We start from the raw sequence: 26725 nt of genomic DNA, 5'->3' as shown, positions 1-26725 counted from the left end.
CTTCGAAGTGCTTTAAGTCCTGTTCGCCGGCGGGAGTTCTTCATCGCTGGTGTCGCGGATTTCGCCTCGGAGGCCGCGAACTCCTTTGTCGGAGATCGCGCTTCAGAAGTCGCCGGCAACAGCGGCATACATTCTTGGCTACGCTTTGCGGTAGGCCTTGATAACGGTCTTCCGGCGGTCTTCTTGCGGAGCGACTCCATATATTGGGGGAATAGTGGATCGCTTCACCGCACTTATTTTCCTAAAATCGGCCGCTGCCAATGACAACCATCCGCTTTGCCTCCTTTATGCAGATAATTTCTTAAAACCATGGTTGAAACGCTATCGCAAACTAGGTGACTGGCACGAGGCATGGACACTAATGATCTTCCCCCGAAAAAATGGACAGGGTTAAGCTGCTTTTAGCTCCATCTCGATCGGGCTGATAAAGCCGATGGCGGAGTGACGACGAGTCCGATTGTAGAAGCCCTCGATATAGGCAAAGATATCCCGTGTGGCTTCTGCCCGTGTTGCATAGTGCCTGTGGTGGACGAGCTCCGTCTTGAGCGTGTGAAAGAAGCTCTCCATCGGAGCATTGTCATAGCAGTCGCCCTTGCGGCTCATTGACGCCCTGAGGCCGGCGGATTGCATCAGCTTGCGGTAATCCGCCGAGGCATATTGAACGCCGCGATCGGAATGGTGGATCAGGCCGGCACTTGACCGCTGCGCCGAGATCGCCATCCGCAAAGCCGCCAAGGGCAGGTCGGCGCGCAAATGATCCGCCATCGCCCAGCCGACAATCCTGCGGCTGTACAGATCCATGACGGCGGCCAGATAGAGCCAACCCGGATCGGTCTCGATGTAGGTGATATCGGCCAGCCAGATCTGGTTCCGAGCAGTGGCGATGAAGTTGCGGTCGAGCAGATTCGGGGCGATCGGCAGGTCGTGGCGGCTGTCGGTGGTCCGCACCCGGCGTGGCCGCGCCATGATGGCCCTGATGCCGTGACGCCGCATCAACCGCTCGATGCGACCACGGCTCGCCCCGCGGCCCTGAGCCTTCAACTCGACATGGATACGCGGGCTGCCATAACGCCCGCGGGTGTCGCGGTGGACCCGCCTGATGTCGTCGACGAGGTCACGATTGGCAGCAGATCGTCGGCTCTCCGGGCGCGAGCGCCAGGCATAATAGCCGGCCGGCGAGACGCCGAGCACGTCGCACAGGAGCGTCACCGGATAGTCGGCGCGGCGATCTTCGATGAAGCGGAATCTCATGTCCGTGTTCCAGCAAAGATCGCGATCGACTTTTTTAAAATGTCGCGCTCCATGCGCAGCCGCTCGTTCTCTCGCTGCAAACGCGCGATCTCTGCCGCGTGGTCCGCCGACGGCAGCGTCGCCTGCGTTGTGGGGCGCCGCGTCGCCGCCGTCGGCTCCAGCCGAGCCCCTCGCTGCTCCATCCACCGCCGCAGCACGGAATCGCGCAGCCCAAGCTCCTTGGCAACAGATCCGATCGAGCGCCCGCTCGACGCTACGAGATCAACCGCTTGCCGCTTGTAGTCGTCCGTAAACGACCGACGTTGACGTCCTTCCATCCGACACCTCCTGGCTCTTCGAGCCTACTACAGGTGTCCATCAATTCGGAGGAGGTTCACTAATGCTAGGCAAGGGTGGCTAGCCGGATCTCGTGTTGAGCGTTGAGGGGGCCTTCCCTGCTGATAAAGGCTACCTATGCGCGGATTGGCGGTTTTAGCAGCGGCCACAACTTCGCTTATTGTTGCTAGGTGATACGGCCATGCGAGGAACACCATCATCGCTGATTGAGCCGTCGATATCTCGTCGATGGGACGACCAACACGCCTGCCGACTTTGGCGTTGGGAGCGGTTGTGATTTTGTCTACCATTAGTCAGCATGTCGCGAGCGGCCGTTGCACCCATTCAGCTCGATGATGAGCCGGAACAACGGCCATCCGTCGGATAGGTGGTGAAGGCGCAAGTGGTGATTGAGTCGGTGAGATTGAAACTGCCTTCCTGCACGATGACGAGTGGGCGCGGCTTGCCTGCATAATTCTTGCCGCAAGCGATGGCCCAGATCTCGCCGCGCCTTATCAATCCAGGTCGGACGCGTCGTCGATGAGCCTGATGTTGCGGCATGGCCGCTGGCTGCAACAGCAAGTGACTGACGACGAGGCTGCTTGCGGAAAAATGTAGACCGCACATCGGGTACCCAAATCCCGAAAGACCGCAAGCCCGACAAAAACAGCTTGAATCTCACGTTGCGTCAGGTTGTAGGCTTGAAAAATGTTGACCAAAGCCCATCATTTGCAGCTCAAATTTGAGTGCCACGGACGTTAGCAGTGAGAGCTTCGTGTCTTGGCGAGCACGCTTTCAGTCAGTGTGCGTCTTCGAGAGGCTGAGTCACTTCGCGTGATGGAAGGTCGAAACAGATCGGAGTCAAGGATCGAAGATTCTACAAATCCAAGAAGGCTCGTAGTGGTGCGACGTGGGAGCTAGATCAGTCCGTGCAAGCGGTTGGGGCGGCCGGCCTCCCGTAAGGCAGAGTCGCCCATGTGGGTGAAGCGTGCGCCGCACTGGCTGGGCCGCGTGGCACGTTACGGTCTTCTTAGGGTCGCGCACGTGCAGCCGATCGTTGTAGCAAGTGGCGAGCGCGCCGTATTTCTTAGAAGTGCGGTACCACTGCGAAGGAGCTTAAATCTCTGTGAAGTCTTGCGCTATCCTTGTTTTGCACGGAACGTTGGGAAACCTCAGGCTACTGCTCACCGCGGCCCGGCTGTTGCGCCGGCACGGTCACAATGTTCGTGTACTTGCGGATCCAGCTACGCGTGCAGAAGTCGACGCCACAGTTTTTGAGTTCGTGTCACGGCGAAGCGCCCTATAGGGGAGGCTGCGGATCTGGCAAATGTCTCGAACCTTCGGAATCGTATGCGCAAAGTCGTCTTTGAGCCTTGCTCTGCCTCCCGCAGCGCCAGAAGTAGATCCTGGAAATCGACGGAAGTTGTCTCGCGCCAAGTTTCGTGAGGCGCATGATGTGACCCTCGAGGCAACACAGGGCGCGGGAGGCGGAGCGGCTGGCGGTCTTTCGAGGGCGACCACAACGTCGATAACAGGCGAGCCAACATTCAGAAGGAAGCATTTCTTGACTCAGGCCGAAAAAGACGTGGTCGAGCACATGCTCGCATCATTAGCGATGAGCTCGCTGCAAAGTGGCATTGCACCCACCAACGAACAGGTTGCGCACCATTTTGAGCTATCATGCGAGAGGGTTGGACTTGTCGTCACACTTGAATCTGCGACCCGGATCTTCAATTGCATCGCACGTGAGATCCACAAGGCGCAGTCGGTGCTCGAGTTCATCGGTCGCGGCACGGATCAAATGCAGTGAGCGAAAGGAATGGAGCTCGTTGCACGTGCGCGCATCACAAAGTCGCCCTCGTGGGTCGACATCATAATGGAGGGTCGGCCCCACACGTTAGATTGCACATAGACGACATAATTCTGCTCGAGGTCCACAAGCAAAGTACCAATCCGCCCCGATCTCTCCCTCACCGTTTGTTCAAAGCCGTACCCATTCACTCTGAGCACTCTGCGACAGCCCCGACAATGGTGATGCAATTCGGCCAGCGAGGTGTGGCGCGCGAGGGCTGGCGATCTCGAAAGCTGGTCGCGTCAGCTCAGAGCTCGTCCGATGCACGCTCGATCCGTCCGATCCTGCCGTCGAAATATCGAGCGTCGCAGAGCATGACCTCGTCTTTGACGCTGAGGGCCTTGAGTGGCCTGCGGTCTCAGGTTAGCTACCGAAAAGCAAGCTCAGATTTGCAGCTTCACACTTTTCCAGAACAAGGTTCGCCCAATCTATGAAAACGCTCACGACGTTAGGGGCTGCTATCGGTGCAGCTTTGGCACACGACATCAGCTTTTCCGGCGGATCAATATATGACCCGTTTCCCCTTCCATTTCCCGCTGAAGACGACATGTTGGGGAACGTCTCGCTTCGTCGTCGGCGTGAGTTCGCCTGGGGACGGCATCACGCTCATGAGGCCCTGCGCAAATTGGGTTTCGCTCCCGTTCCGATTTTGTCGAGAGTGGATCGGGCTCCTCTTTGGCCTTCGGGGGTCGTCGGGAGCATTTCACACTCTTCGTCTGATTGCGGAGCTGTTGCCGGAAATTCCAAGAATGTGCTCGCTCTGGGATTGGACATTGAAGATCAAGAACCGCTCGAAGCGGACATTTTGCCGTTCGTATGCACCTGCGAGGAAATCGAGCGCAAGGAGTGGTCCAGCAGTCGCTTCGGCCCGAAATTGTTGTTGGCAATAAAGGAAGCCGTATACAAATCATATGCGCCGGCAACTGGTGAATTCTTGGATTTTCAAGATGTCAGTGTCAGGACGAATGACCAGAGCGGGGTCTTCGAGGCCGAGATTGTCAACCCGGAAAAGCCTACTAGTTTTGGCAGTCGAACCATAAATGGAATCTATCGCCCATTTGACGGAGGAATTGTAGCACTAGCCGTGCGATTTCGAGGCGCGTGATGCATCTCGTCTGCTAGATGCTGGAAGGCCACAGGAGACCTCATCGAGTTTGCCTTGCAATTGAAGAATGACCTTCGGCTCTAGCTGTGGAGCCTCAACAGGTTGTTCCTGGTCAGAGCGAGTCTGCTGATCGGCGGCATCGAACCGATACTGCCATGCGGCCGGTGCCAATTGTAGCGGTGAAGCCATTTGGGCAGCTCGGCGGCTCGTTCTTTTGAGGTGTTGTACGCGCGGGCATAGGCCCACTCGCGCAGGCTGGTCTGAATGAAGCGCTCGGCCTTGCCGTTGGTCTTCGGCGTATATGGCTTGGTGCGGATGTGCTTGAGGCCGAGCCGCTTGCAGACTTTGCGGAAGGCAACGGATTTGTAGCAAGATCCGTTGTCGGTCATCACCCGCTCGACCTTGACGCCCAGGCTTGCGTAGTAGGCGATTGCGGCCCTGAGGAAGGCGACGGCGCAGCCCTGTCGCTCGCTCTTCATGACCTTGCTAAAGGCGATCCGGGAAGCATCATCGATACAGACGTGGACATATTCCCAGCCCGGCCCTTCGCCGCGGGCACGCTGGCTGCTCTGACCGGTGCGATCGCCGGTAATGCGATGGCCTACCCGGTTGAACTTGCCGAGCTTTTTGATGTCGAGGTGGATCAGCTCACCGGGATGTTCACGTTCATAGCGCCGCACCGGTTCGGCCGGTTCCAAGTTGCGCAATCGGTTCAACCCCAATCGTCGCAGGATGCGACTGACCGTCGCCGGAGAGATGCCGACCTCGGCCGCGATCTGCTTGCCGACGTAACGTTGACGGCGCAGCGCCTCGACTAAAGCGCATGTGGCAGGCAGGGTCTGGCTTGGCAATGAATGGGGGCGTGAGGAGCGATCACGCAACCCATCAACACCTCCCGCGCGGAAGCGCTTGACCCATTTGGCGACCGTCTTCGCTGTGACGTTGAACTGGAGCGCGGCTGCGGCCTTCGTCAGCCCGCCCTCGATCACGCTCCGTACCATCGCCTCTCGACCTTTCGGCGTCAGAGGCGCATTCTTATGGGTGTCCATTCGGTTCTCCGGGGATTGGCTAAAGCTTCGACAACTTCAGCTTCCTCGTTCAGGACCGGATGGACAACCTCCTGAGAGCTCACATCTAGTAAGCGGGTGGGGCAGGGCGTTTCCGATAAGAAGCTATGTGTGACTCCGTGGCGCCCGGTTCCCCTGATCCGAGTAGACAAGGTCCTCCACCGAGCCTTTTCTGATCGAATGCGACCTGAGATGCCGGTCAATCATGTGTTATCGATCAGGAAACCAAGGATCGCCTGGCAAGTCACAAGTACTGCCGTTATCCGGGTTCGCGCGATGATGCCCATTGTCGCAATAGCAATGGCGCCATTATGGCCAATATCAAACCGCTATGAAACTGCGGGATGCGCAACATCGATCCGGTGAGAGCGACGTAGGCGAGCTTCAAGCAGCGGCCAGGCCAGGATAATTAACTGGTGGTGACGGTTTGCCTAGTCGCGATTCGCGTTGGCCTGCGCACGCTTCCGTCCGGAAGCAAACGCGCCGATCGATTAAAGGAGGGGGCTGCCATTCGGCGTGCCCGGCTCGGGGGCGGACTTATGCTTGGCGACGTTGCATCGGCAGCATGTATTTCAGTTTCGATGCTCAGGCGGCGAAGCGGGGGCAGCATTGTGCTGCTTGAACGTATCGGCGCGAGGTTAGGTACCGACCTTGGACCCTCTTGCGTGAGGTTGAGCAAACGAAGGGCGAGGCTCAACTCACCAAAGGTCGCTGATCAATTGGAGGTCGTGCGCTCAGGTAGCGAGTATGGCAGACTCTATCGCTGGCTGTCGTACCAAAAGGGAGCACGGAAGCTTTTCGAAGCCTTCTTCATCAATATGGACAAGCCGAGCGAATTCATTGGCGGTTCCATCCGTTAAATCACGAAGAGCGCGAAACGCCTCAAAACGCGGAGTGAAGCGTCTGCATCAGCGTGTAGTCAATTCCCGGATGGTGTCTCAACTGGGACAGCAAAGCCCGCCTTTACGCGATCCAATACGACCATAGTTTTAAAGCTCTTGATGTCCGGGTTCACATAGAAGAATCGCCGAGTGAACTCCTCATAATCTTCCATGGTGGGCGCGGTAACGTACAGGACAAAGTCCGCGTCGCCGGTGACGTAGAAGCCGTTGACTACCTCAACTGATGATCTGATGGCCTTCTTGAATCTATCGATTATATCTGAACGCTCTCGCTCCAGGGTCACCAGCACCAGCATTTGAATAGGTCTGCCCACCGCTTTCGGCGAAACGATTGAAACATCGGCCTCGATAATACCTTCCGAACGGAGTCTCTTCAGTCGGCGTTGACACGCGGTAGCAGAAAGCCCCGCCAGTGCGCCGATCACCTCGGAAGTTAGGCGGTTATTCTTTTGCACGATCTCGAGGATACGTAAGCGGCAAGGAAACCCCGTCTGGCGGAGTGGATAAGCGATCGGCTATCGGCTGCTGAGTTTGTGAGCCGATGTGAGCTTCTATGTCTGCGCCTAGTTCTGGAACTAGAACCTTCCATATGATCGAAGCGGTCGCCGACCGTCTTGAGGGAGCGCCGCGGCAGCTTCGCCGACGCTGGTCGGACGAGTTCAAAGCGCAAGTTGTGACAGAGGCGCTGGAGCCTGGCGCGAGCGTCTCGGCGATCGCCCGCCGGATCGGCATTCACCCGTCGCAGCTGTTCGCCTGGCGCCGTGATGCTCGGGCCGAGCGGCATTATCGCTCGCGGCACTCGAGTTGCGAGGGTGTGGTGGCGTCTGTGGCAGGCACAGTGATTGAGATTGCCATTGGCGAGGTGGTCGTGCGTGCCGGCGTGGACGTCGACGAGGCGCACTTGCAGCGGGTGATCCGGGCGGTGCGTTCGGCATGATTCCCTCGGGTGTGAAGGTGTTCCTCGCCAGCCATCCAGTCGACTTCCGCAAGGGTATCGATGGCCTTGTTGCGCTTGTGCGCGATGCGGGCTCAGATCCGTTCGACGGTGCGCTTTATGTCTTCCGGGCCAAAAGAGCCGACAGAATAAAGATCGTATGGTGGGATGGGTCCGGCGTGTGCCTCTATTTAAAGCGTCTTGAAAAGGCGAAGTTCTGCTGGCCGCGGATCGGGCATCATCGGGTGCAGCTCAACCCGGCGCAGTTGATGGCACTGGTGGATGGGATGGACTGGAAGCGGGTCCGGACCGTGGCGGTCAAGCCGCCGGAGATTGTTGGGTAAAAGCGCTGCGGCGAAGTGAATCAGTGAGCTGAAAGGGCAAGAGAAACGGGGCAAAATGTGCTCTGGTCGGGCCAATGACGCCGCCCGATCTCAACCTCCCGAATGACGTAGAGATGTTGAAAGCCATGGTGCTTGCCATGGCCGAGAAGGCGGCCCGCGCCGATGCTCTGGAGAGCGAAGTCGCCGATCTCAGGGCGCGCAACGCCGATGCCGATGCGCGCATCGAGCGGCTGACGCAGATCCTGAAGGCCTTCGACCGCGCCCGGTTCGGCCGACGATCGGAAAAGCTCGGCTCTGTGAACGGCGACGATGAACAGCGGGCCTTTGTCTTCGAGGAGATCGAGACCGGCATCGCCGCGATCAAGGCCCAGGTCAGCAAGGGCCGTGAGCAAGCGGAAGGCAAGCGTGCACCGCGCCGGCGCAAGGGCTTTGCACCCCATCTGGAACGGATCGAAACCGTCATTGAGCCGGAAGAGCTGGCTAAGCATGCCGGCAAGCAGAAGGTGCTGATCGGCGAGGACGTGTCGGAGCGCCTGGATGTGGTGCCAGCGAAGTTCCGTGTGATCGTCACGCGCCGTCCCAAGTATGCCTTCAAGAACGCGGACGGCGTAATCCAGGCGCCGGCCCCGGCCCATATCATTGAAGGAGGCATTCCGACGGAAGCGCTTCTGGCCCAGATCGCCGTCTCCAAATATGCCGATGGCCAGCCGCTCTACCGGCAGGAGGCCATCTACGCCCGCGACAAGGTCGGGCTCGACCGCCAGCTGATGGCGCAATGGATGGGCAAGCTCGGCTTCGAGCTGGAGATCGTAGCCGACTACATCTTCAGCGAGGTCAAGAAGGCCGAACGGGTCTTTGCCGACGAAACCACCTTGCCGACACTCGCTCCGGGCTCCGGATCGGCGAAGACGGCCTACTTATGGGCCTATGCCAGAGATGACCGAACCTTTGGCCGCAGCGGTCCCCCGATGGTGGCTTATCGCTTCGAAGACAGCCGCTCCGGCGAATGCGCGGTCCGGCATCTCAATGGTTATCGCGGCATCCTGCAGGTGGATGGCTATGCCGCCTATAACAAGTTGGCGCGACCCGATCGCGGCAATGATGGCATCACCTTGGCTGGCTGCTGGTCACACAGCAGACGCAAGTTCTACGAGCTGCATGTTGCAGGAAGCTCGAGAGTGGCAACGACGACGGTCGAGCGGATGGCAAAGCTCTGGCAGGTCGAGAAGACCGTGCGCGGTCAAAGCCCCGACGCACGCGTTGCCGCGCGCCAGCAAGCCTCCGCAGCGGTCGTCGCAGATCTCTTCGACCTCTGGCAGCAGAGCTTGCGGCGGATCTCCGGCAAATCAAAACTGGCCGAGGCGATCCGCTATGCCGTCTCGCGCCGTGCCATCTTCGAGCGCTTCCTGACCGATGGTCGCATCGAGCTCGACTCCAACATCGTCGAACGCGCCATCAGGCCACAAACAATTACGAGAAAGAATAGCCTCTTCGCTGGCAGCGACGGCGGCGGGCGAACCTGGGCGACCATCGCAACGCTGCTGCAGACAGCGAAGATGAACAACGTCGATCCGTTCGCCTGGCTCACCCTCACGCTTCAGCGTATCGCCAACGGCTGGCCGAGCAGCGAAATCGACGCGCTTATGCCATGGAACCACGCCGCCTGACGGCCTCAGCTTGCCGCTTACGAGGATACGGGCGTCTATCCGATCGTATCGCATAATCGGCTCCCCGGCCTTGATGTGAATTGCATCCCGAAAATCGTCCAAAATATAGCAATGCGATAAATTCAACAAATGACCGCGTGGGCGATCGCACGGTCCTGGCCGCTGGTGATGACTCTGCTCCGCCAGGAGTCGATCATCCTGTCGGAGTAAGATCGGTCATTGAACCTTAACGTCAACGTGTGAATGAGGCGTTACTGCGATCACCTGCTGTTCCCACTTTCGGCAAAGATCGTTCGCTTTAAAGGAGCGCCTATGCTGAAAATTCAAGCTGGCTCTGCTTTGTCTATTGGCTTCCGGAGATTGCGGCCTCTCCGCTCTGACTTGCTGACGGATTTGCTCAAGGCGGCGGGCGATCGCGGGCTTCCGCGGGCAACGCGATTGCGCCAAAGACCGCGTGCAATGTTCACACCCTTCTGAAAACGTTGCTCCACGATGCGGGCCTTCTCCGCGCCTATCCATCGTCGTCGCCGCCGGCGCGCCGAGGTCACTCGAGTCAACGATAGCGATCAACATCCTGCCTGGTATCATGCGTCGCATTTTCCAGCATTTCACTTCCATTGATCAACTCAGTCTGGGCTGGATTCCAGGTGAGCCGAGGATAAGGAGGATAGGGCTCTTGCTGGTTAGGTTTAGTTAGCTGTTGAGCGGCACAGGCACTGAAGTTGACTTGAGCCTCAACGTGAAAGGAAATGTGGTGGCTAAAAGCCGATCGAAAGCCGAACACTGTTCAGCCAGGCGTTGCTCGATGATTTTTCGCTGCTCATCAGGCAACTCGTTTTGAAGCAACTTACGACAACGCCAAATATCGTTCCGCACTGATTTCATTTCACTTAAGCTATCATCTATCGAACTACTCATGGATGTGGCACAGTGTGGAACTAGCCCGAACTCGTCAACAGCGTCATCCTTCGGCGAAGCCGCGCGCCGTGGCTTCATCACGATTTCTCAGGTGTGTTGGGGGTGCCCCGAAGATCAGGCCGACAGTGGCATCCATCTCACAAGGTAGCATCGATAGATGCAAGCCTCGCATGCCATCTCGGGGCCAGCACAGATCATAGGCTCTCAATCGAGCCAAAATGGAAGCTTAGCGTATGTTCGCCTCTGGCCGGGCATTGCGTAGTTAGCCTCCCTACATTGTCTTTACCGTTTCACCATGCGTCTTCGCCGCTTCCACCATACCCGCAGGTGAGGTGCAGCGATGCCAAGTCTGATGTGCACGTTCGGGGCGAAGCAGCTCGCTGAGCGCTTCGCGAGGATTGCTGAATTTAACGAATATCTAGATCTAGATTAATGCAATGAGCTGCGCATCTACGGTTAATTTCTGCGTTTTGGCGCTTTTTTTGGTGAATTCAAGCGTAACCGGTATGAGCTCCCACGTCCGCGATGATTAGCGGTCGCGGGCGTAGCGGATGGGCATCCAGTGCTGGCGCAGCGCCTCGACGACGGCTGGGATATCGAGGTAGGCGTTACGGAGGAAATCCTCGGTTTTGCGACCGCTTCGTGGCGGTCCGAGCAGCGGACGGGCCTGATCGTCGCGACAATGCAGCAGGATGGGCAGCAGCAGGCCGTGATTGACGTTGTTGACGTCGAGCAACGGCGCCCACGCCGACAGTCTGAGCCGCATCGCAGCATAGAAACCCTGGCACCAGGGATGCGCATCGATGTTGCCGCTGGGGTCGCGCCGGTGCATCGGCTCGAACCGATCGGGGGCAGTCGAGAGGGTGTTGCTGATGTCGTTGTGGCGCAGCGCGACGGCGGAGATCGCGGCGAACTCCGGCGTGCCGCCATGGTTGAAAGCGTCGGCATCGATCGCGAGCAGCGGGCAGATCCAATCGAGCGGGCTCATCGACACCGGTCCGGCCACGATCGCGGCGGTATAGCCGTCGAGCATGGGAATGCTGGTGGCGGCAGGATGGCGATCGACGCGATCCTGGAGCCATCGCTCGAGCTCCGCAAGCGACATCGCGGCTGACGCCATCGACGATGCTGCCTTATGGCGACGTGGGCTCATGCCGCTGCCTGCGGTGTGTGCCGGCGCGCCGCCTTCCAGTTCCAGGCGAGCAGCTCGTGCAGCTGATGGCTCTTGGTTCGCCCAGACACGATGCGCTCCAGCACATCGGTCAGGTAGGCCTGCGGATCGAGCTCATGGAGTTTTGCCGTGTTCACGAGCGACGCCAGGATCGCCCAGCTCTCGGCGCCGCCTTCGCTGCCGCTGAACAATGAGTTGCGTCTTCCCATCGCAATCGGGCGCATGGAACGCTCGACTGTGTTGCTGTCAACTTCGACACGGCCGTTGCGGAGAAACAGCGTCAACCCGTCCCAGTGATTGAGTGCGTAGTTGATGGCCTCCGCCAGCTTCGATTGGGAGAAGAGCTGGCCGACCATTGCGGTCAGGCGCGTCCTGAGCGCCTCCATCAATGGAGCGGACCTGGTGCCGCGGGTGGCCAGCCGCTGCTCGGCACTGCTGCCACGGATCTCTGCTTCGATGGCATAGACCGCCTGCAGGCGCTCGATCACTTCGCGCGCGAACGGCGACTGGGTCGTCTTATACACCTCGACGAATTTGCGGCGGGCGTGGGCGAGACAAAAGGCGAGTTGGATCGCGCCGCCATGATCGCGGGCGAGCGCTTTGTAGGCGGCATAACCGTCGACCTGCAGAATGCCGGAAAAGCCCATCAACTGTCTGGCGATCTCCGCCGTGCCGCGGCCGTCGGCGAACACGTAGGCCACCGCCGGCGGCGAGGGACCGCCCCATGGCCGGTCATCCATGGCATGCGCCCAGAACTGGCAGATGCGCGGGCGATGTCGTCCGGGATCGAGCACCGGCATCGGCGTCTCGTCGCAGAACAGGCGCGGCGCGGTCTGGATCGTGCGCAGCTGAAGCGCATAGAGGCTCCTGAGCCACCAGGCCGCACGCTTCACCCAGCCGGCAAGCGTCGCCCGGTCGAGATGGACACCCTGGCCGGCCAGAATTTGCACCTGTCGGTACAGCGGCAGATACCAGGCGAACTTCGAGACTACCACGTGGCTCACGAGTGCGGTCGAAGCCATGCCGCTCTCGATCAGGCGCGGCAGCACCTTCGCCTGGATCACACCATCGGTGCAGCGGCGGCAGCCGTACTTGGGACGGACCGTCCGCAGCACCCGCAGGATCGCCGGGATGATGTCCAGCACCTCGCTGACGTCCTCGCCGATCTTGTGAAGCTGGCCCTGGCAACACGGGCATGCGGTCGCCTCCGGCTCCAGCACATGCTCACAGCGCGGCAGGTGCTTTGGAAGCGCGCCGATGTTGCGGCGCGCCTTCTTCCGCAGTGGCTTGCCGGGCGGCTTTGCCGCAGCTGCATCGTCGTTGGCAGCTGCAGGCGGCGTGACGTCGGTCTCAAGATCGCCAAGCTCAAGCGCGAGCTGCTCGGCCACGAGCGCGGCAAGCCGCTCCGAGCGCTTCCCGAAGATCATGTCCTTGAACGTTTGCATTGCTACGCGCAGCGTCTCGTTCTCAGCGTCAAGCGCGAGCACCATCTCGGTCAGAGCTGCCGGATCGGTCGGGAGAGTGTCGGGGCGAATCGCCATGACCAGACGATACATCCGTGCGACCCATGCTCCAGTGAAATCCTCACTTCTCAGCCGACAATGGCCGGCTGCTTCACAGGCTTGGGCGACACACGCGTCCACTCGAGCCCGTCGAGTAGCATCGCAAGCTGCGTCGCACTGAGATGCACAACGCCGTCGCGGATCGGCGGCCAGGTGAAACGCCCCTGGTGCAACCACTTCGTTACCAACACCATGCCGCTGCCGTCCCACGCCAGAAGCTTCACTCTGTCCATGCGCTTGCTGCGGAACACGAAGACGTCGCCGCAATATGGGTTCGCGCGCAGTGCTTCGCTCACCAGCGCCGACAGCGTATGCACCGACTTACGAAAGTCGACCGGCTGGGCCGCCAGCACCACCTTGAGGTCTGACCGTAGAGCAATCACCGGATCCCTCGAAGCGCCGATAGCACCACCGAAAGCGTCGCCAGTTCCACCCCCGGCTCGACCCGGATGCGCGCCCCGTTCACCTCGATCTCGACCACTCCACAGACCTTGGCCGGCGGCGTGGCAATCTCCACGGGCTTCGTCTGTACCGGCGAAATACACTCGGACTTGCCAACCCTCCCGCCATCGCTCTCGGCGCCAATTTGGATAGGCACGAAGTTCTGGGCTTTGCCGGCCAGCGCCGCCGCTACCTGGCGGCGCCACACCGTGAGCAGTCCGCGAGAAACGCCATTGCGCCGCGCCACCTCGGAGATGTTCGCCCCCTCCTCAAAGCTCTCTGCCGCGATCCGGGCCTTCTCCTCGCTCGTCCACCGTCGCCGCCGGCGCTCCCCAGTGATCACCTCAACGCGGCGATAAGAGTCACCTTCCTGCCTGGCATCAAGCATGGCATTTGCCATCGCGCCACCTCCACCGATCAGCTCTTGCCAGCCTGTATCGCAGACAAGCTTCGTCACTGCGAGGTGAGGCCCTCATGCCGGTTACATTCAAGCGGCTGGGACGCGTTGGGTTGCGTGTAGCAGCACTCCTGAAGTCGCCACTGCCAAGTACCCGTCCGGCGTAGGCCGCAGACGTCTTCTAATCCTGGCGCCTGAGCAGATGAGGGTTCTCTTTGTGGATCCTGATGAGCTCCATCAAGGTCTCGATCCCAAAGTCGGTGAAGGCCATGACGCCGTCTTCTCCGACACCGTAGACCCAGAGGCGGCCGTCCTCGGCGTCCATTTCGCTGGCGACGTCCGACAGCCAGTCCTCGTCTTCGCCGAGGTCCTGGGCGACGCGATTGATCGTGGTGACGCGATAGACCTTGTTGACGTGCATGGTCATGCCGCTCGGGCTGAGATTGCTGACGCTGACAGGGCCCAATTCCAGGGCAGCAGTTCGTCCAGCCGATGAGCCGGATGGGCGGCGATACGGGCGAGGACGTCAGCCAACCAGGGGATCGACACCGTTCATCTTGGCCGTGACGATCAGGCCGTACATGGCCGCGGCGCGTCGTCCGCCGCGATCGGATCCGCAGAAGAGCCATGACTTTCGCCCAAGAGCGATGCCTCTCAGCCCCCGTTCGGCGGCGTTGTTAGAGAGGCACACGCGCCCATCCTCCAGGAATAGCGTGAAGGCCGCCCATCGCTTCAGGATGTAGTTGAACGCCTTGGCCAGGTCGTGCCCGCGGGAGAGCTTGGCGAGTTGCTCTCGCATATAGACCTGAAGATCCTCCACCAGGGGGCGGCTCAGAGCCTGACGAACCTCCAGGCGCCCCTCGGCACTCTTGCCGTTGATGGACCGCTCGATCTCAAACAGCGCATCGATCCGGCGCACCACCTCGATCGCGATCGGAGAGAGCGCAATTTCCTTTTTGCCGGCGGCCTTGCGCCGCGCATTCTCCTCGATATCGGCCATGGCAAAGAACGGGCGCCGCGCGTGCGACCAACACGCAGCTTCCCGGATCAGTCCAGGATGGCGCCCAGCCAGATAGAGCTGGTTATACCCGTCGTAGGCGTCGGCCTGGAGGATGCCGGCATAGCGGGCCAGATGCGCCTGGGGATGCTCGCCCTTGCGGTCGCGCGAGTAGTGGAACATCGCCGCTGGCGGTCCGGCACCACCAAATGGCCGGTCGTCCCGGACGTAGATCCAACACCGTCCCGTGTCGGTCTTCCCCTTGGCTAGCACCGGCACGGTCGTATCATCGGCATGAAGACGCTCAGCCGCCATGACATGGGCTTCAACCAAGCGAAGCAGGGGATCAAGCGACGTACAGACCGATCCCACGGCGTCGGCCATGGTCGACAACGCGATCGGCACACCTTCGAGAGCGTAGCGCTCGGCCTGACGGTTCAGCGGCTGATGCTGGCCGAACTTCTCAAACATGATCATAGCCAACAGGCTGGGGCCGGCCCATCCCCGTGCGACGGCATGGAACGGCGCCGGCGCCTGGCTGATCTTCTCGCAGTCGCGGCAGCTGAACTTCTCCCGCACCGTCTCGATTACTTTCCACTGACGCGGCACCGATTCCAGCGTCCGGGTCACGTCTTCCCCGAGTTTGCGCAGGCGATTGCTGCCGCAGCACGCGCAAGCCGTCGGCGGATCGATCACCACCCGCTCGCGTGGAAGATGCTCAGGGAATGTCTGGCGCTCGGCGCGCTTGCGCGTAAATCCGCGCACAGTCGTCGTCCTGGCCGCAGCCCGTTCGGCTGCCAATTCGTCTTCCGTGGCGTCGGCTTCCAGCTCTTCGAACGTCAGTGCCAACTGATCGATCAGCCGCGATGATCGCTCCGACCGTTGTCCGTAGATCTGACGCTCGAGCTTGGCGATCCGTAGCTTCTGCTGGGCGATCAGCGCGCTGTCTTCCGAGGCTTTCGCGCGGGCGACCGCGAGTTCCGCTGCAACCTCTAACGCCTTCGCGCGCTCGATCGCCAGCGCCTCTTTCAAGGCAGCAATGTCATCCGGAATCGCTCCGCCATCAGCATCCATGCGAAGCAGTGAATCACAGATTGAATGCGTTGTGACTCCCCAAAATGCCGGCAGCCGCAACTTCTTCGTTCAGCCCGCGCTCGCAGGCCGCCAGCTCAGTTGAGGATTTCTCCAGTCAATGCCTTCGAGCATATAAGCCATCTGTGCCGCTGAGATCGACACCGCGCCGGCCACCGCCGAGGGCCAGATGAACTTTCCACGGTCCAGACGTTTGGCGTAGAGCGACATGCCCAACCCATCATGCCAAAGAATCTTGACCAGATCGCCGCGACGGCCCCGGAAAATATAAAGATCGCCGGCATGAGGATCGCGCTTCAAGCTCTCCTGAACCGTAAGAGCCAGGCTTTGCATGCCGCGGCGCATGTCCGTGTGACCGGTGGCGATCCAGACCCTGACGCCGCTCGGAATCGGGATCATCGCCGCCTCAGAAGCTCAAGCACTCGCTGCAGCGCTTCGGCGTCAACCTCCCGGTCAACGCGCACGCGACAGCCGCCGCCAAGCTCGATCTCGATCATTCCGTTCCTTGGACGCTGCGCAGGAGGCGAAGACGGCTGCGGCCCGAACGTGGGTGCGGGAGCCGGCGTGGAGGCGATCTCGACAGGAACAAGAGCCGGCACGGCCTCGCCGCCCAGGCGGCCCTGGCGCGTTTGCCGACGCCAGGTGAACAGCAGGCTCTGCGCCATTCCATGTCGGCGCGCGACGCCGCACACAGTCTCGCCAGCCTGCAACGTCTCTTCAATCAGACGAACCTTCTCGTCGTAACTCCATCGGCGCCGACGTTCAGCGCCCAAGACCTTCACCTGCATTCGCCACATGACCTTAAGGCTAGACTTAAGGTCAAATCCTCAGACGAACCGCCAAACCGCACAAGGCGGCCTCCGCCGGAGCGATACACTGCCAATACAGCCGGGGCCAACAAGCTTCAACGGACGAGCCATTTGTTGCCGACTGAGTTTGCAAGATGTCGATCTCGGCCGTCCTGTTTCATTACGGAGCCATAGAAAAGCTCACTCTCCACATTTCTTCCGATCATCGTGGTATGGATGGAAGAGTGCACTATGAAATCGCTAGTTATTCGCTTTTTACTCGATCAGTCTGGAGCTACCCCCATAGAATACGGTTGATAACGGCGGGCACAGCTGTCGCTGTCCACCGATTAACTCGGTTCGTCACCTTCGCTAGCGTATGTGCATGGGCCCCCGGTTCGATCATACATGGCGATTCGCGTGTCTCTTCGGCGTACATTTCGTCGCAGCGAGTTCGGGCTGCTTAGGCCCTTTGCGAATGATACTCAGGCAAGCTGACGACGAACTGACGGGCAGGTGTCGTCCAGCTTAGAGGACGAAGGGCATCGGCCCAACGACCAGTTGATGGTGGCGTGCGCTTCACCACGATGGTCGCACTACAGGTCAATTTGATCATGCTGGCCGACGCTGCTTCACCGATCTCAGCCCTTGCTCTCAATTCTGCCGATGGGCGTGCGTGCGCGAACTTGCCGCCCCTGGTCCTTCTCCCATTATGGACGAGGCGCTCAAGCATTATCGCCGAGTTCTATGGCATCGAGACGTTCGTTGCTTTAGCGCCGAGGGCGCCGTCTCGTTAGGCAACAGAAAAGCCAACCGCTGCTGGAATTCTTCGAGCGATGGCCCCGCGTAACGCTCGCCTTGGCGGGCTGAGGCGGCCTGGCGGACACCGCACTTGAGACATAAATTGATCGATCTTATTTCCCACATGAATCGCCGGACCACCTCCTGACTCTCAGCAGAGCCACTGTCGGCCGCTCTTGCTAGACTGGGCATGTCCTGAGTCATCATATGTCAGCAGTTCATCCTTTGGTTCGTTTCCCCTAGCGCAGATTAAGAATACGGACAATGCCGTCCGCGCGAACCCACAGCGCGCTCAGATCGTTCGGGCACTCGGCGAACTTCCGGATCACTTGGCGTCACTGCAATCGAAAACCGGCGGCTGGGTTGCCGCGAGCAAAAGTAGACAATGCGGTGTGGTGAAATCAGTCGAAAAAAGCGCGGGATCGCAGAATTTATTCGCCGGCACCGGACGCATTGCATTAATCAAGATCGATATCTCGTTACTATGCAGTGCCAAGCGTAACCCTGTTTCACCAGCCCGACTGTTTTGGGTGTCGGCAAATACAATCACACGGTCAAACCTATCTAAATTGGCGAAACGGATAGGAGTGGGACAGGCTAGGTAGCGACCGCAGGGCGCATTTCCAGCCCCAGCGTTATGTCGGCGGAGGAAGCCGTGAACTGGGCGCGCTTTTCAATCGAGCTTATCGACAACCTATGCCGCTGGAGAGGGCACGAGAGGAATTCCCCGACGCATACCGAACGCTGACGACTTCGCCCGTTTCATTTGTTCTCGGGCCGGAAGATCGACAATTCGAGTGTGGCCACTTCGAGTGCTTTGGCGCCAGCGGGGAAGGTGGCTGCGCGCCCAAACGCGGAGGAGCACGCTGCGCGGCCACCGTAGCGGCTCAGCACGAAGTACTCTGCCTGACCGCTTTGCGGTTCAACCGACGGCGAACGATCAATTCGCTGGCCGCCCCTTGCTAGCTCTCTTACACTTTACATGTATGAACGCCGCGCTTTTGCTGAATGCAGAAAAAAAGCCCGCGCGAACTTCACACACGGCCAAATCAGGGAGGAAACGCCCCATGCGCCTCTGAACCAGAGCTCCACGAATGAATGATCGCATAACGATTGTCTTGCGTCGCTTGGCGGAGAATCTCGCTCATGTTTCGCATCTTTCGCGCAAAAATGACCAACTGATCGCAGCTATCCCTCGAAAGCGTCGTACGACATGGCAGTTTGCGTTACATCGGTCGCAAATTGATGTCCCGTTACAGCGTCGCCGGAAGGGACTGGCTGGTCCGGCACTCGCAAAAGCGGGAAGATCAGTCCGCCGCTAAGGGCGGCAGCCAGACTAGCGAGACCACGAATGGGACGTTGTGACGGGTCATGCTCATCAGCCTGGCGAAAGACCGCTTATCGTAGATCCAGCAGCCCCCGGGTTACAATCGATTACAAAGTATGAATTCGCCTCCCTGGACGCGAGAACTTCCCTGACGAGGAGGACGACGCCTCTCAATTGTAGCGCCGGCCCGAGCGCTTCGCACTGATGGTCAATCCTCGGGCGGAGGTCAATTGGAAAGCCAAAGCCCGCCTTTACGCGCATCCGATCGGGGTTTTTTGACTTTGAATCGGGGGCGGCGCAGAAAAGGCACCCATGCCTTGAGCTACCGTTGCAGAGTGGTGTTGGCATCATGGCGGTGATGAGTTCCTGGAAGCTGCTGCTGTTTGACCCACGAGACGACGGCCTGTCAGACTTCAATGCGCCTCGGAGCCGACGCCGCAGTGAGGCCGTCCTGATTGCATTCGACCTGATGCATCAGGGCACTGACCTTCGTGAAACGCCGCTGATCTACCGCAAGCAGAAGCTCACCAGGCTGCTGGACACTGCGGAGTTGGGTATTCAGTTCAACGACCATCTTACCGAAAATGGTGAAGGTGTATTCCAGCTCGCTTGCCGCATGGGCTTGGAAGGCATCGTCTCGAAGCAGATCGACGCGCCTTATCAGAGCGGATCCTCGAAGACGTGGTTGAAATCGAAGACCCCGGCGAGCGCCGCAGCGCTGCGCGAGAGTTTGCAGGACTGGACGCGCTGATCCGTCGGGCGGAGTCGCTTATGGTGAGGGCCTACAGCCTGCCATGATCGAACCGAAGACGGCGAGCAGCGCAACCATTGCCAGACCCAAGAAGTTTACGACCAGCAAGTCGTGCGTGAAGAACTTCCAAGCCATTGAGCGGGAGTCGAATTTTCTGGCGAGAGGCGTTTTGAGATTGCAAGCTTTCGGGCTTTGGGGGCCCAAAAGCTTGCAATTTTGCTTTTGAGGATTCCGTCGAATCGCGGGTCATGATTCCTTCGGTGGACCGGAGGGAACGATGAAGCCAAAGGAACGACGCGACGGCGGCCAAGCCGATCTTCTGCGCTCGCGGCTGGACGCGATCATCGACTTGAACCATGCCCTGGTAAAGCTGGCGCGGACGATCGACTGGTCGTTCCTCGAAGAGCGGTTCGGCGCGGTCTACGAGGACAAGCCGGGCCGGCCGCCGCTGCCGACACGGCTGATGGCGGGCCTGGCCATCCTCAAGCACACCTACGACCTCTCCGACGAGGTGCTATGCGAGCGCTGGGTGGAGAATCCCTATTACCAGTTCTTCTGCGGCGAGGAGTTCTTCCAGCACCGCCTGGTGTTCGACCGCTCCTCGTTGACGCGCTGGCGCCAGCGTATGGGCGAGGAGAAGCTGCAAGCCCTGCTGCAGGAGAGCCTTGCGGTCGCCACCAAGACCGAGGCGATCAAGCCGTCCGACCTCAATCGGGTCATCGTCGACACCACGGTGCAGCCCAAGAACGTGATGTTCCCAACCGATGCGCGGCTCTTGAACCGGGCCCGCGAGATCCTGGTTCGGCTAGCCAAGGGCGCCGGCATCAAGCTGCGTCAGTCCTATGGGCGAGTCGGCAAGTTTGCCCTGATCAAGCACCAGCGCTATGCCCATGCCAAGCAGTTCAAGCGCGCCAATCGGGCCTTGAGGACGCTGCGAACCTATCTCGGCCGCGTCATCCGCGACATCGCCCGCAAGCTCGACGGCAACGTCGGCTTGTTCGATGGGGTCGCGCTCGACCGCATGCTGGCGCTGGCGCGATGCGTGCTCGACCAGAAGCAGCGCCAGCGGGGCCCCAAGGTCTACTCGCTGCACGCGCCGGAGGTGGAGTGCATCGGCAAGGGCAAGGCTCACCGGCCTTACGAGTTCGGGGTCAAGGTCTCCGTCGCCACCACGCTATCGCACGCCAAAGGCGGCCAGTTCGTCACCCATGTGAAGGCGCTGCCCGGCAACCCCTATGATGGTCACACGCTCAAGATCGTGATCCCGGAAATGGAGGTGCTGATCGGCAACATCATCGAGCGCCTCGTTCTCGACAAAGGCTATCGCGGCCACAATGCGCCACCCGACTACAAGTTCAGGGTGTTCATCTCAGGCCAGAAGCGGCGGGTGACGCCAAAGATCAAACGCGAGCTGCGCCGGCGTTCCGCCGTCGAGCCGGTCATCGGCCATCTCAAATCCGAGCATCGCATGGGGCGTAACTACCTGTGGCACCGCCAGGGCGATGCCGCCAATGCCGTTCTCGCCGCAGCGGGCTACAACTTCCGGCGTCTCATCCGCTGGCTCGAGCTCTTGTTGCGCCAGTTCCTCGCCCAGCTCACGGTCCGACTTCAATTCGTCCCGAGTTGAAATCCGGCGTTCTTCACGGCCGACCAGCAAGGCTAGAGCCGCGTAAGCAGGTGAATACTCTGCCGCTTGCCGCAGGCTAAATTCTGTTTCCATCCACTCGCACCTTGTCGCGCCGTTGCGGACCTGAGAAGTTCGCTGGACGATGCCCAGAACTCTGGCTAGAGCACCCCACCTTGCCGAGATCAACAAGGCCAGCTTGATTGATGGCCGGTTTAGAAGCGCGTTGCACTCCAGCGTGCGTCGTCATCGTCTTCCATTTGCTGTTTTTGGGCTTGTGCAAATGCAACCCATTGCTCATAGCAGGCGTATAGTGCGGCCAGAACCGCAACGGCAACCGGTAGTCGGCGGCTATCCCGCCGGTTGGGTACGGGAAATCCCCCGGCGGACAGTCCTTTTTAATGCTTAGGAGTTGCTGGCCGTGGCGGAGGGATCGAACTTCCGAATAGCGCAAGTGCCTCAGACGTCCACTTCCGCAGTTACAAACGCCTCAAATCTCGCCGGCGCTGACATGGAAGTTCAAACGATTATCGATGCAAGCTTTCGGGCTTGAACGGCCCAAAAGCTTGCAGCTTTGATTCCCGGTCGTTCGCCTGGCTCTAGCCACGGGATCGGGTGCTCTCGTCATCGTGGTCTCAGCTTCCGAAGCTTAGAGCGAGGTGTTTCAGTCAAACTTGTAAGAGGCTTGGAAGAACGTGCCCCATCGTTCCATGCTGTACTTCGCAAGTGTAGGTGCTGATAAAAGCCACCCAAAGCGCTGCAGCTGCTGCAGGTGAAGGTGACATTGCTGTGGTCTTTGGTCCATATGGCCCAATACCGGGCTCCAACGCCAACGCTGAAATTCCTGGTGAGAAAGTAGGATAGAGTTCCTTCCACCTGAACGCCGGCTCCGCCGTCCCCGCGCTGATCGTAGAAAACTGTCTCGCGACGGAGGAGATGGTTATCGCGACCACTGAAGTCGGTCCACGGAAGGTAGGCAACCTCGGCACTCACGCGCCAGCGCTCAAGAAGCATAGCCTCCGCGCTAAGACCGATGCGCGGTGCATTCCAATTGGCGTCTTGACTGCCAATGAGCTGTTGCTGGTACGGCATCCCGCATATCCAGTACGGCGAGGACGAGGCGGTCTGCTTGCATCCCATCGAATCGGACTTCTGGCCGTAATAGGTCCATCCGACAAATCCACCCAGTTTATAGCTGCTGCCGCGCAGAAAATTGTAACCAATATCGGCCGTGTAGTACATGAATTTTCCATTCGCCTGGCTCGATAACGTGTTGCTGTAGGCAATGTCGCTGGTGGCGCTTGAATCTTCGTCGTTCATCTTTCCTTTGTTGAAGCGTCCGATGCCAATGTTGCCTTTCAGGAATACCCCCCAGAGACTATCGAGACGCCCGAAAAATTCGCCGGAAATGCCGTCCAGGCCGTGATAGGTGAGCCTTGAACTAGGAATGCCGTCATCTCCAGGCATCGAGGGCGCAAGGATGTAGTCCCACTGGAACGTTCCCCGGCTGAGCCAGACCCGTGAGCCGCCTTCGAGCGACCAATCGCCCGTGTATGCAATCGGCTTCGCTTTGGCGGTCCCGTTTTCCGAATACGGCGACGCATCGGACCACTCCAGTGCCCTCGGGGCGGCGCCAAAATGGTAGTTCAGGCCGATCTTTCCGATGTGATAGCTGCTGGATAAGCTGCTGGTGTTGCCGGGAATGACTGCAAGGGGCGGAAACTGCATGGTCGGTGGGGTCTCTAGATGCGGCCCGCCAAAGCCCATATAGTCGTATTCAAATTTGACCGACCAAGCAGGCGTGAGCGCTTGTTCAAGGCCGACTCCGACGGTCCCACCGAAACGACCGTAACCGAATCGCGTCGTGTGCTGCGGGAACCCAGCAAAATCCCTGTCCCGGAATTCGTTGTTGTTGGCGATATCGCCACGATTGTTTTGCCAGGCTACGCCTGCCTTGACGTAGGCCAGCGTGTGGCCCTGAAGCCCAAAGGTGTACCCGATGCGAGCGGTCCCTGTGACAAAGACGTTTGGACTTGCCTTGCAGGTGGCGATCACAACAGTGGCTGAGAAGGCAAGACAGCTGTTTGTGCCATCGGAGACAGCATGGCTCGCGTCTAGTTCGGCACCGAGAACCCACCCATTCGTTTGCCAATTGTAGCCGATTTGTCCTCCGGCGAGGAACACAGGGGTATTGACGACGTCGCCATAAATTGAGAGGCCGTAGGGGTCACTGAATGATGTCCGGCCGTAGCCCCCGCCGACGTGCCCGCCGATATATCCTCCGGTCCAGCTCCAGAGTGCCGGTGGGACACTTACTACCGGCCTAAGATCGGCCGAGTTGACGACACCGCTTGCAACGAGCGCAGCTGTTGCGGCACCCCAAAAAAGAAACTTCGATTGCATGTCACCTCACGAACACGTAACTCGAGCGCCATCTTGCAAGAAGGCCAAATGGCCGACGTTGCTGACGCCCCTTCCATGCTGCTTGTGTGTGCAGGATTTAGACCAGGGTGCGCGATGCGCATTCCCTGCGGTTTTTCGATCGCGATGTTGTCTTCGCAACAAGACCGGTGGATTGAAACAAGCCGCTCGTCTGAGGTCGAACACGAGGGGCATGCTGCACCCCTAGCATTTCTGGCGATTGAATAGTTGAACGCTCCTGTGAAGAGTTCGCCTCTTGCTCCAGCCTCCCCCTAAGTGCCTAATGAACAACTGTATGAGTTGTTAGCTGTAGCGCCGGTGGCTTCGGGGGAGTGGTTCAATGCGCCGAAATCCGATGCTTGCTGATAGTTTGATGCCCTCGCAAATCACGATGATCCAGCTTCTTGTACGGCCGGCCCGGAATGTCGCGCCAATCGGGGTGTGTATTCCGAGTTGGCCCCTTCCGATGGGTTTCAGCACATCTTGGTACCAAAAACTGGTTGAACGGCGAGACCCGCTTCTTAGGCAGGTAACAACGCTCTTCTCACCGAATTGATCAAAATATTGTACTTGGCACGCAGATACTCGGCCTGCAAACGCGCAGCCTCCTGGCTCGAGGTATAACCAGACCGGCCGGCGCAATCAAAAGCAAAGCAGGCTCATCGAGCATCATGATCGGCAAGACGCGTCACCTGAGTTGCAAACACGTCCAAGGCAGTCTGTTGGTCCTTGACATGATGGCGTACGGCTAAAGCACGAATCGCTAGCGACGGCATTCTGAGTAGCCTGCGTCACCGGGTGGAGCTTCTGGGTATCGCGCGGATCGGGCGCACGACCAATTGTTCGCGCTTCGCGGGCACTCTCATTGGCGGTGCGGCTTCTCAGCCGAGCGCTACATCGTGGTTGAAGTTTGGCGCCGCAGTTCTCTTCCAAGGTAAGAAGTTCCATCAAAGATTGATTTGGAGCTACACCGAATACAGCTCAAGTGCTTTCCGTTCGTGCAACGGGATCGCAACCGCCACTCTTCTTTGTTCCGACAGGTCTCGGAGATTGTTCTTATGTCCTCAGCTTAGCAAAAGAAATGGACATAGACTGTCCTATCTGTGCGCTGCCCTGGCCGTACTTCAATGAAGGTGGTCCACTAACTCTTGAAGCGATAGCCGCGCAAGTCATCTTGGCTCTCAGAGAGATTCAGCCGAAGAGCCCATATCGTTCGCGGGATATTCCTCAGGGGCAATGGTCGGCTTACGCAATTGCCAAGCGAGAAAAAAGTCTCGATGAAACCACATCGTTCGTGGCTTTCACGGTATCACTCCGCGCAGGTGCGAAGAGTTAAGTTCAACTTGGCCGACCGCTCCGTCCGTCTCGCTCTGCAGTCGTGAGCGGCTTGGCAACATTTCTCAGGATAGCAGCGCGGCAGTTGGCTAGCATCTCCTTCGTGTACTTCTCGCCGAAGTAATCCAGAACGAAGGTCCCGCCGTAGCCTGACTCATCAGCGACACTGCTGGTGAGGCCGTCGAGGATTGTGCCGACTTCGCCGATGCGATCGGAGTATCGGGCGCGGATAACGTTAACTGCGTTCATCGAGTGAATTGCCTCGTCGGCAGTCACTTCCCTTAGCCAACGAACGAATCTATCGCTCCCAAGTCCTGCATAGAAACCCTTATCCGCAGCATAGGCGTGGCAGGTGCACATTTCATCAAAAGCTATCATAACCATCACAGAGAATTCGTCTTTCAGGTATTCATTGATTGCACTAAAATTGTGTGATCGAGCGTCCAATCTCTCCCAAAGATCTTCTTCGGATCCATCAGCGACGAGCTTCATGATCTGTATAAAGCCCTCGGCGTGACGCTCCTCGTCCGTGGCCCAGGCATCAAAGAATGCCGCAGCCTCCTCGGTAGCGATCAAGTTGCGGACGGACAACTCCTTTTTCAGATGCCTTGCGTCATATTCAGTATACAGTTCTGGCCACAACTTTCTCCAACGTGCGCGCAGAACTGATGGCTCGGCGGTGAACATCACCGGCGTCAGAGCATTGAACAATTCTTTGGGATTCCAATTCCGTCGAACCGGCGTGATCATCCGACTCCTCCGAATCACGAACGCTACGAGCGGTCTGGCAGACGCATTTTTTTCTTCCCGAACGCTCGCAAAGCATATTAGCTACACACAGATGCTGTCGCCTGCTCGTTTTGGTGGGATGCAATTCCAGGCCGCACGCCTTCAGACTAGCCAGAAGCGTCACCTTAACGGGCTCAACAGAAGCCCGGCGCGGCTGTCATTGATCTCAACCAACTATCACCAATACGAATCCGAGTGTACCGTTGAGGACGGCGTCGCATGGCTTTTTTCACAAACCGCTCACGTCAACTGCTCGGCGGGCGCTCCGGCAAGTATCTTCGATTAGATCAATGCAACGGCACTTCGCGGCGGTGTTGACTCTCAACATGCGGCCTCATTTAGGCGCCAGCCCAGCGCGCCGCGCAGCATCGAAGTGCGGTCCCCCCTGAGCAGCCAGCCGTCTTGGAAATGCCAACCAATCATAAAAACCTTTGTGTCGAGGCACTGAGCGACCCATGAACAACTTGGCGTCTAACTCTGGAATAGACCACGCGTGCCTAGGCGGCACGGCAGAGTGCGCGAGGCTGTTCATGACAAACTGTCTCCGCTAACCGCGATCCGCAAGCTGGCCGCGCAAGGCGGACCGCTGATATCAGTACTAACGGGGGAGTGGTGGTTTACAAACCTTCGTATAGCTTTCCAAACCGTTTCAATATCGAAGGCTTACTTACGTAGAATTGAGCCATCAATCGCAATCGTTTTAGTCTCGTCGAGAATCGAACCCGAGCGTCCTGAATGGCTCTCGGCGCATGAAAGCAAGACGAGGTCACCGACGATTATGAAGTTCTATCGCAGGACGGCACGCGGTCCGTCGATTTGCATCGAGTGTCGTCGATCCCTGGGATCACGCTACCAGCGAGATATCTCCACCAAT

General features: G+C 59.0%; 20 protein-coding genes and 2 pseudogenes. 8 read left to right on the top strand and 14 right to left on the bottom strand.

Going from position 1 to position 26725, the window contains the following annotated elements; translation table 11 throughout:
• Positions 1 to 390: 390 nt before the first annotated feature.
• Positions 391 to 1568 (bottom strand): IS3 family transposase gene (locus ACH79_RS37815; protein WP_246738128.1). Its coding sequence is split into 2 segments (ribosomal slippage): positions 391 to 1271 and positions 1271 to 1568, totalling 1179 coding nucleotides; the frame shifts between segments, so codons are not numbered across the junction.
• Between the two features lie 308 nt (positions 1569 to 1876).
• Positions 1877 to 2191, bottom strand: a complete 315-nt coding sequence (locus ACH79_RS43400; protein WP_371419489.1) for a hypothetical protein — start codon at positions 2189 to 2191, stop codon at positions 1877 to 1879.
• A gap of 939 nt (positions 2192 to 3130) precedes the next feature.
• On the opposite strand from ACH79_RS43400, the gene ACH79_RS37800 reads away from it, so the two are divergent.
• Positions 3131 to 3376, top strand: coding sequence for a hypothetical protein (locus ACH79_RS37800; protein ID WP_245319843.1), 246 nt, complete (start codon positions 3131 to 3133; stop codon positions 3374 to 3376).
• 472 nt (positions 3377 to 3848) lie between these two features.
• Positions 3849 to 4523: a 4'-phosphopantetheinyl transferase gene (locus tag ACH79_RS37795; protein WP_161855423.1), complete on the top strand. Its 675-nt coding sequence runs from the start codon at positions 3849 to 3851 to the stop codon at positions 4521 to 4523.
• An 80-nt stretch (positions 4524 to 4603) separates the two neighbouring features.
• On the opposite strand, the gene ACH79_RS37790 is transcribed toward ACH79_RS37795, so the two are convergent.
• On the bottom strand, positions 4604 to 5572 hold the full coding sequence (locus ACH79_RS37790; RefSeq protein WP_161855422.1) for an IS481 family transposase: 969 nt from the start codon (positions 5570 to 5572) through the stop codon (positions 4604 to 4606).
• 937 nt (positions 5573 to 6509) lie between these two features.
• Positions 6510 to 6947: an Lrp/AsnC family transcriptional regulator gene (locus tag ACH79_RS37785; RefSeq protein ID WP_246738296.1), complete on the bottom strand. Its 438-nt coding sequence runs from the start codon at positions 6945 to 6947 to the stop codon at positions 6510 to 6512.
• A gap of 134 nt (positions 6948 to 7081) precedes the next feature.
• Here ACH79_RS37785 and ACH79_RS45300 point away from each other — a divergent pair.
• The 3 genes and pseudogenes from ACH79_RS45300 to ACH79_RS37770 all read left to right on the top strand — a co-directional run.
• A pseudogene (locus tag ACH79_RS45300) lies at positions 7082 to 7255 on the top strand (transposase); the annotation flags it as partial.
• Between the two features lie 170 nt (positions 7256 to 7425).
• A complete protein-coding gene (tnpB, locus tag ACH79_RS37775) occupies positions 7426 to 7770 on the top strand; it encodes an IS66 family insertion sequence element accessory protein TnpB (RefSeq protein WP_071916490.1) in 345 nt (114 codons plus the stop codon).
• A 74-nt stretch (positions 7771 to 7844) separates the two neighbouring features.
• Complete coding sequence (locus ACH79_RS37770) at positions 7845 to 9437, top strand: IS66 family transposase (RefSeq protein ID WP_161851783.1); 1593 nt, start codon at positions 7845 to 7847, stop codon at positions 9435 to 9437.
• Positions 9438 to 10884: 1447 nt separating this feature from the next.
• On the opposite strand, the gene ACH79_RS37765 is transcribed toward ACH79_RS37770, so the two are convergent.
• From ACH79_RS37765 to ACH79_RS37730, 8 genes and pseudogenes are all read right to left on the bottom strand, one after another.
• Positions 10885 to 11508 carry a UPF0149 family protein gene (locus tag ACH79_RS37765; protein ID WP_246738294.1) on the bottom strand — a complete coding sequence of 208 codons (624 nt, stop codon included), beginning with the start codon at positions 11506 to 11508 and terminating at the stop codon, positions 10885 to 10887.
• Positions 11505 to 13067, bottom strand: coding sequence for an IS66 family transposase (locus tag ACH79_RS37760; RefSeq protein ID WP_161856372.1), 1563 nt, complete (start codon positions 13065 to 13067; stop codon positions 11505 to 11507). Before ACH79_RS37760 ends, ACH79_RS37765 begins: the two co-directional genes overlap by 4 nt.
• 50 nt (positions 13068 to 13117) lie before the next feature.
• Positions 13118 to 13471: an IS66 family insertion sequence element accessory protein TnpB gene (tnpB, locus tag ACH79_RS37755; protein WP_069279868.1), complete on the bottom strand. Its 354-nt coding sequence runs from the start codon at positions 13469 to 13471 to the stop codon at positions 13118 to 13120.
• A complete protein-coding gene (locus ACH79_RS37750; protein WP_141343522.1) occupies positions 13468 to 13929 on the bottom strand; it encodes a transposase in 462 nt (153 codons plus the stop codon). Before ACH79_RS37750 ends, tnpB (ACH79_RS37755) begins: the two co-directional genes overlap by 4 nt.
• Before the next feature lie 178 nt (positions 13930 to 14107).
• A complete protein-coding gene (locus ACH79_RS37745) occupies positions 14108 to 14353 on the bottom strand; it encodes a hypothetical protein (RefSeq protein ID WP_202639116.1) in 246 nt (81 codons plus the stop codon).
• Positions 14350 to 15997, bottom strand: a pseudogene (locus tag ACH79_RS37740) (IS66 family transposase). Before ACH79_RS37740 ends, ACH79_RS37745 begins: the two are co-directional and overlap by 4 nt.
• Before the next feature lie 69 nt (positions 15998 to 16066).
• The gene (tnpB, locus tag ACH79_RS37735) at positions 16067 to 16414 is read right to left on the bottom strand and encodes an IS66 family insertion sequence element accessory protein TnpB (RefSeq protein ID WP_161851828.1); all 348 of its coding nucleotides are present in this window, start codon (positions 16412 to 16414) and stop codon (positions 16067 to 16069) included.
• Positions 16411 to 16803, bottom strand: coding sequence for a transposase (locus ACH79_RS37730; protein ID WP_161851827.1), 393 nt, complete (start codon positions 16801 to 16803; stop codon positions 16411 to 16413). The genes tnpB (ACH79_RS37735) and ACH79_RS37730 overlap by 4 nt, the downstream gene beginning before the upstream one ends.
• A 2477-nt stretch (positions 16804 to 19280) precedes the next feature.
• Here ACH79_RS37730 and ACH79_RS37725 point away from each other — a divergent pair.
• Both ACH79_RS37725 and ACH79_RS37720 read left to right on the top strand, forming a co-directional pair.
• A complete protein-coding gene (locus tag ACH79_RS37725; RefSeq protein ID WP_161855421.1) occupies positions 19281 to 19682 on the top strand; it encodes a hypothetical protein in 402 nt (133 codons plus the stop codon).
• Positions 19683 to 19959: 277 nt separating this feature from the next.
• The gene (locus ACH79_RS37720; protein WP_161853446.1) at positions 19960 to 21309 is read left to right on the top strand and encodes an IS5 family transposase; all 1350 of its coding nucleotides are present in this window, start codon (positions 19960 to 19962) and stop codon (positions 21307 to 21309) included.
• Between the two features lie 621 nt (positions 21310 to 21930).
• On the opposite strand, the gene ACH79_RS37715 is transcribed toward ACH79_RS37720, so the two are convergent.
• On the bottom strand, positions 21931 to 23709 hold the full coding sequence (locus ACH79_RS37715; protein WP_246738293.1) for an outer membrane beta-barrel protein: 1779 nt from the start codon (positions 23707 to 23709) through the stop codon (positions 21931 to 21933).
• 1003 nt (positions 23710 to 24712) lie between these two features.
• Here ACH79_RS37715 and ACH79_RS45295 point away from each other — a divergent pair.
• Positions 24713 to 25063, top strand: a complete 351-nt coding sequence (locus ACH79_RS45295; protein WP_161855420.1) for a thioesterase domain-containing protein — start codon at positions 24713 to 24715, stop codon at positions 25061 to 25063.
• 2 nt (positions 25064 to 25065) lie between these two features.
• On the opposite strand, the gene ACH79_RS37705 is transcribed toward ACH79_RS45295, so the two are convergent.
• A complete protein-coding gene (locus ACH79_RS37705; RefSeq protein ID WP_246738292.1) occupies positions 25066 to 25812 on the bottom strand; it encodes a hypothetical protein in 747 nt (248 codons plus the stop codon).
• Positions 25813 to 26725: the final 913 nt, after the last annotated feature.

Source organism: Bradyrhizobium sp. CCBAU 051011, assembly GCF_009930815.1.
Lineage (GTDB): Bacteria > Pseudomonadota > Alphaproteobacteria > Rhizobiales > Xanthobacteraceae > Bradyrhizobium.
This window is presented reverse-complemented; position numbering and strand designations above follow the sequence as displayed.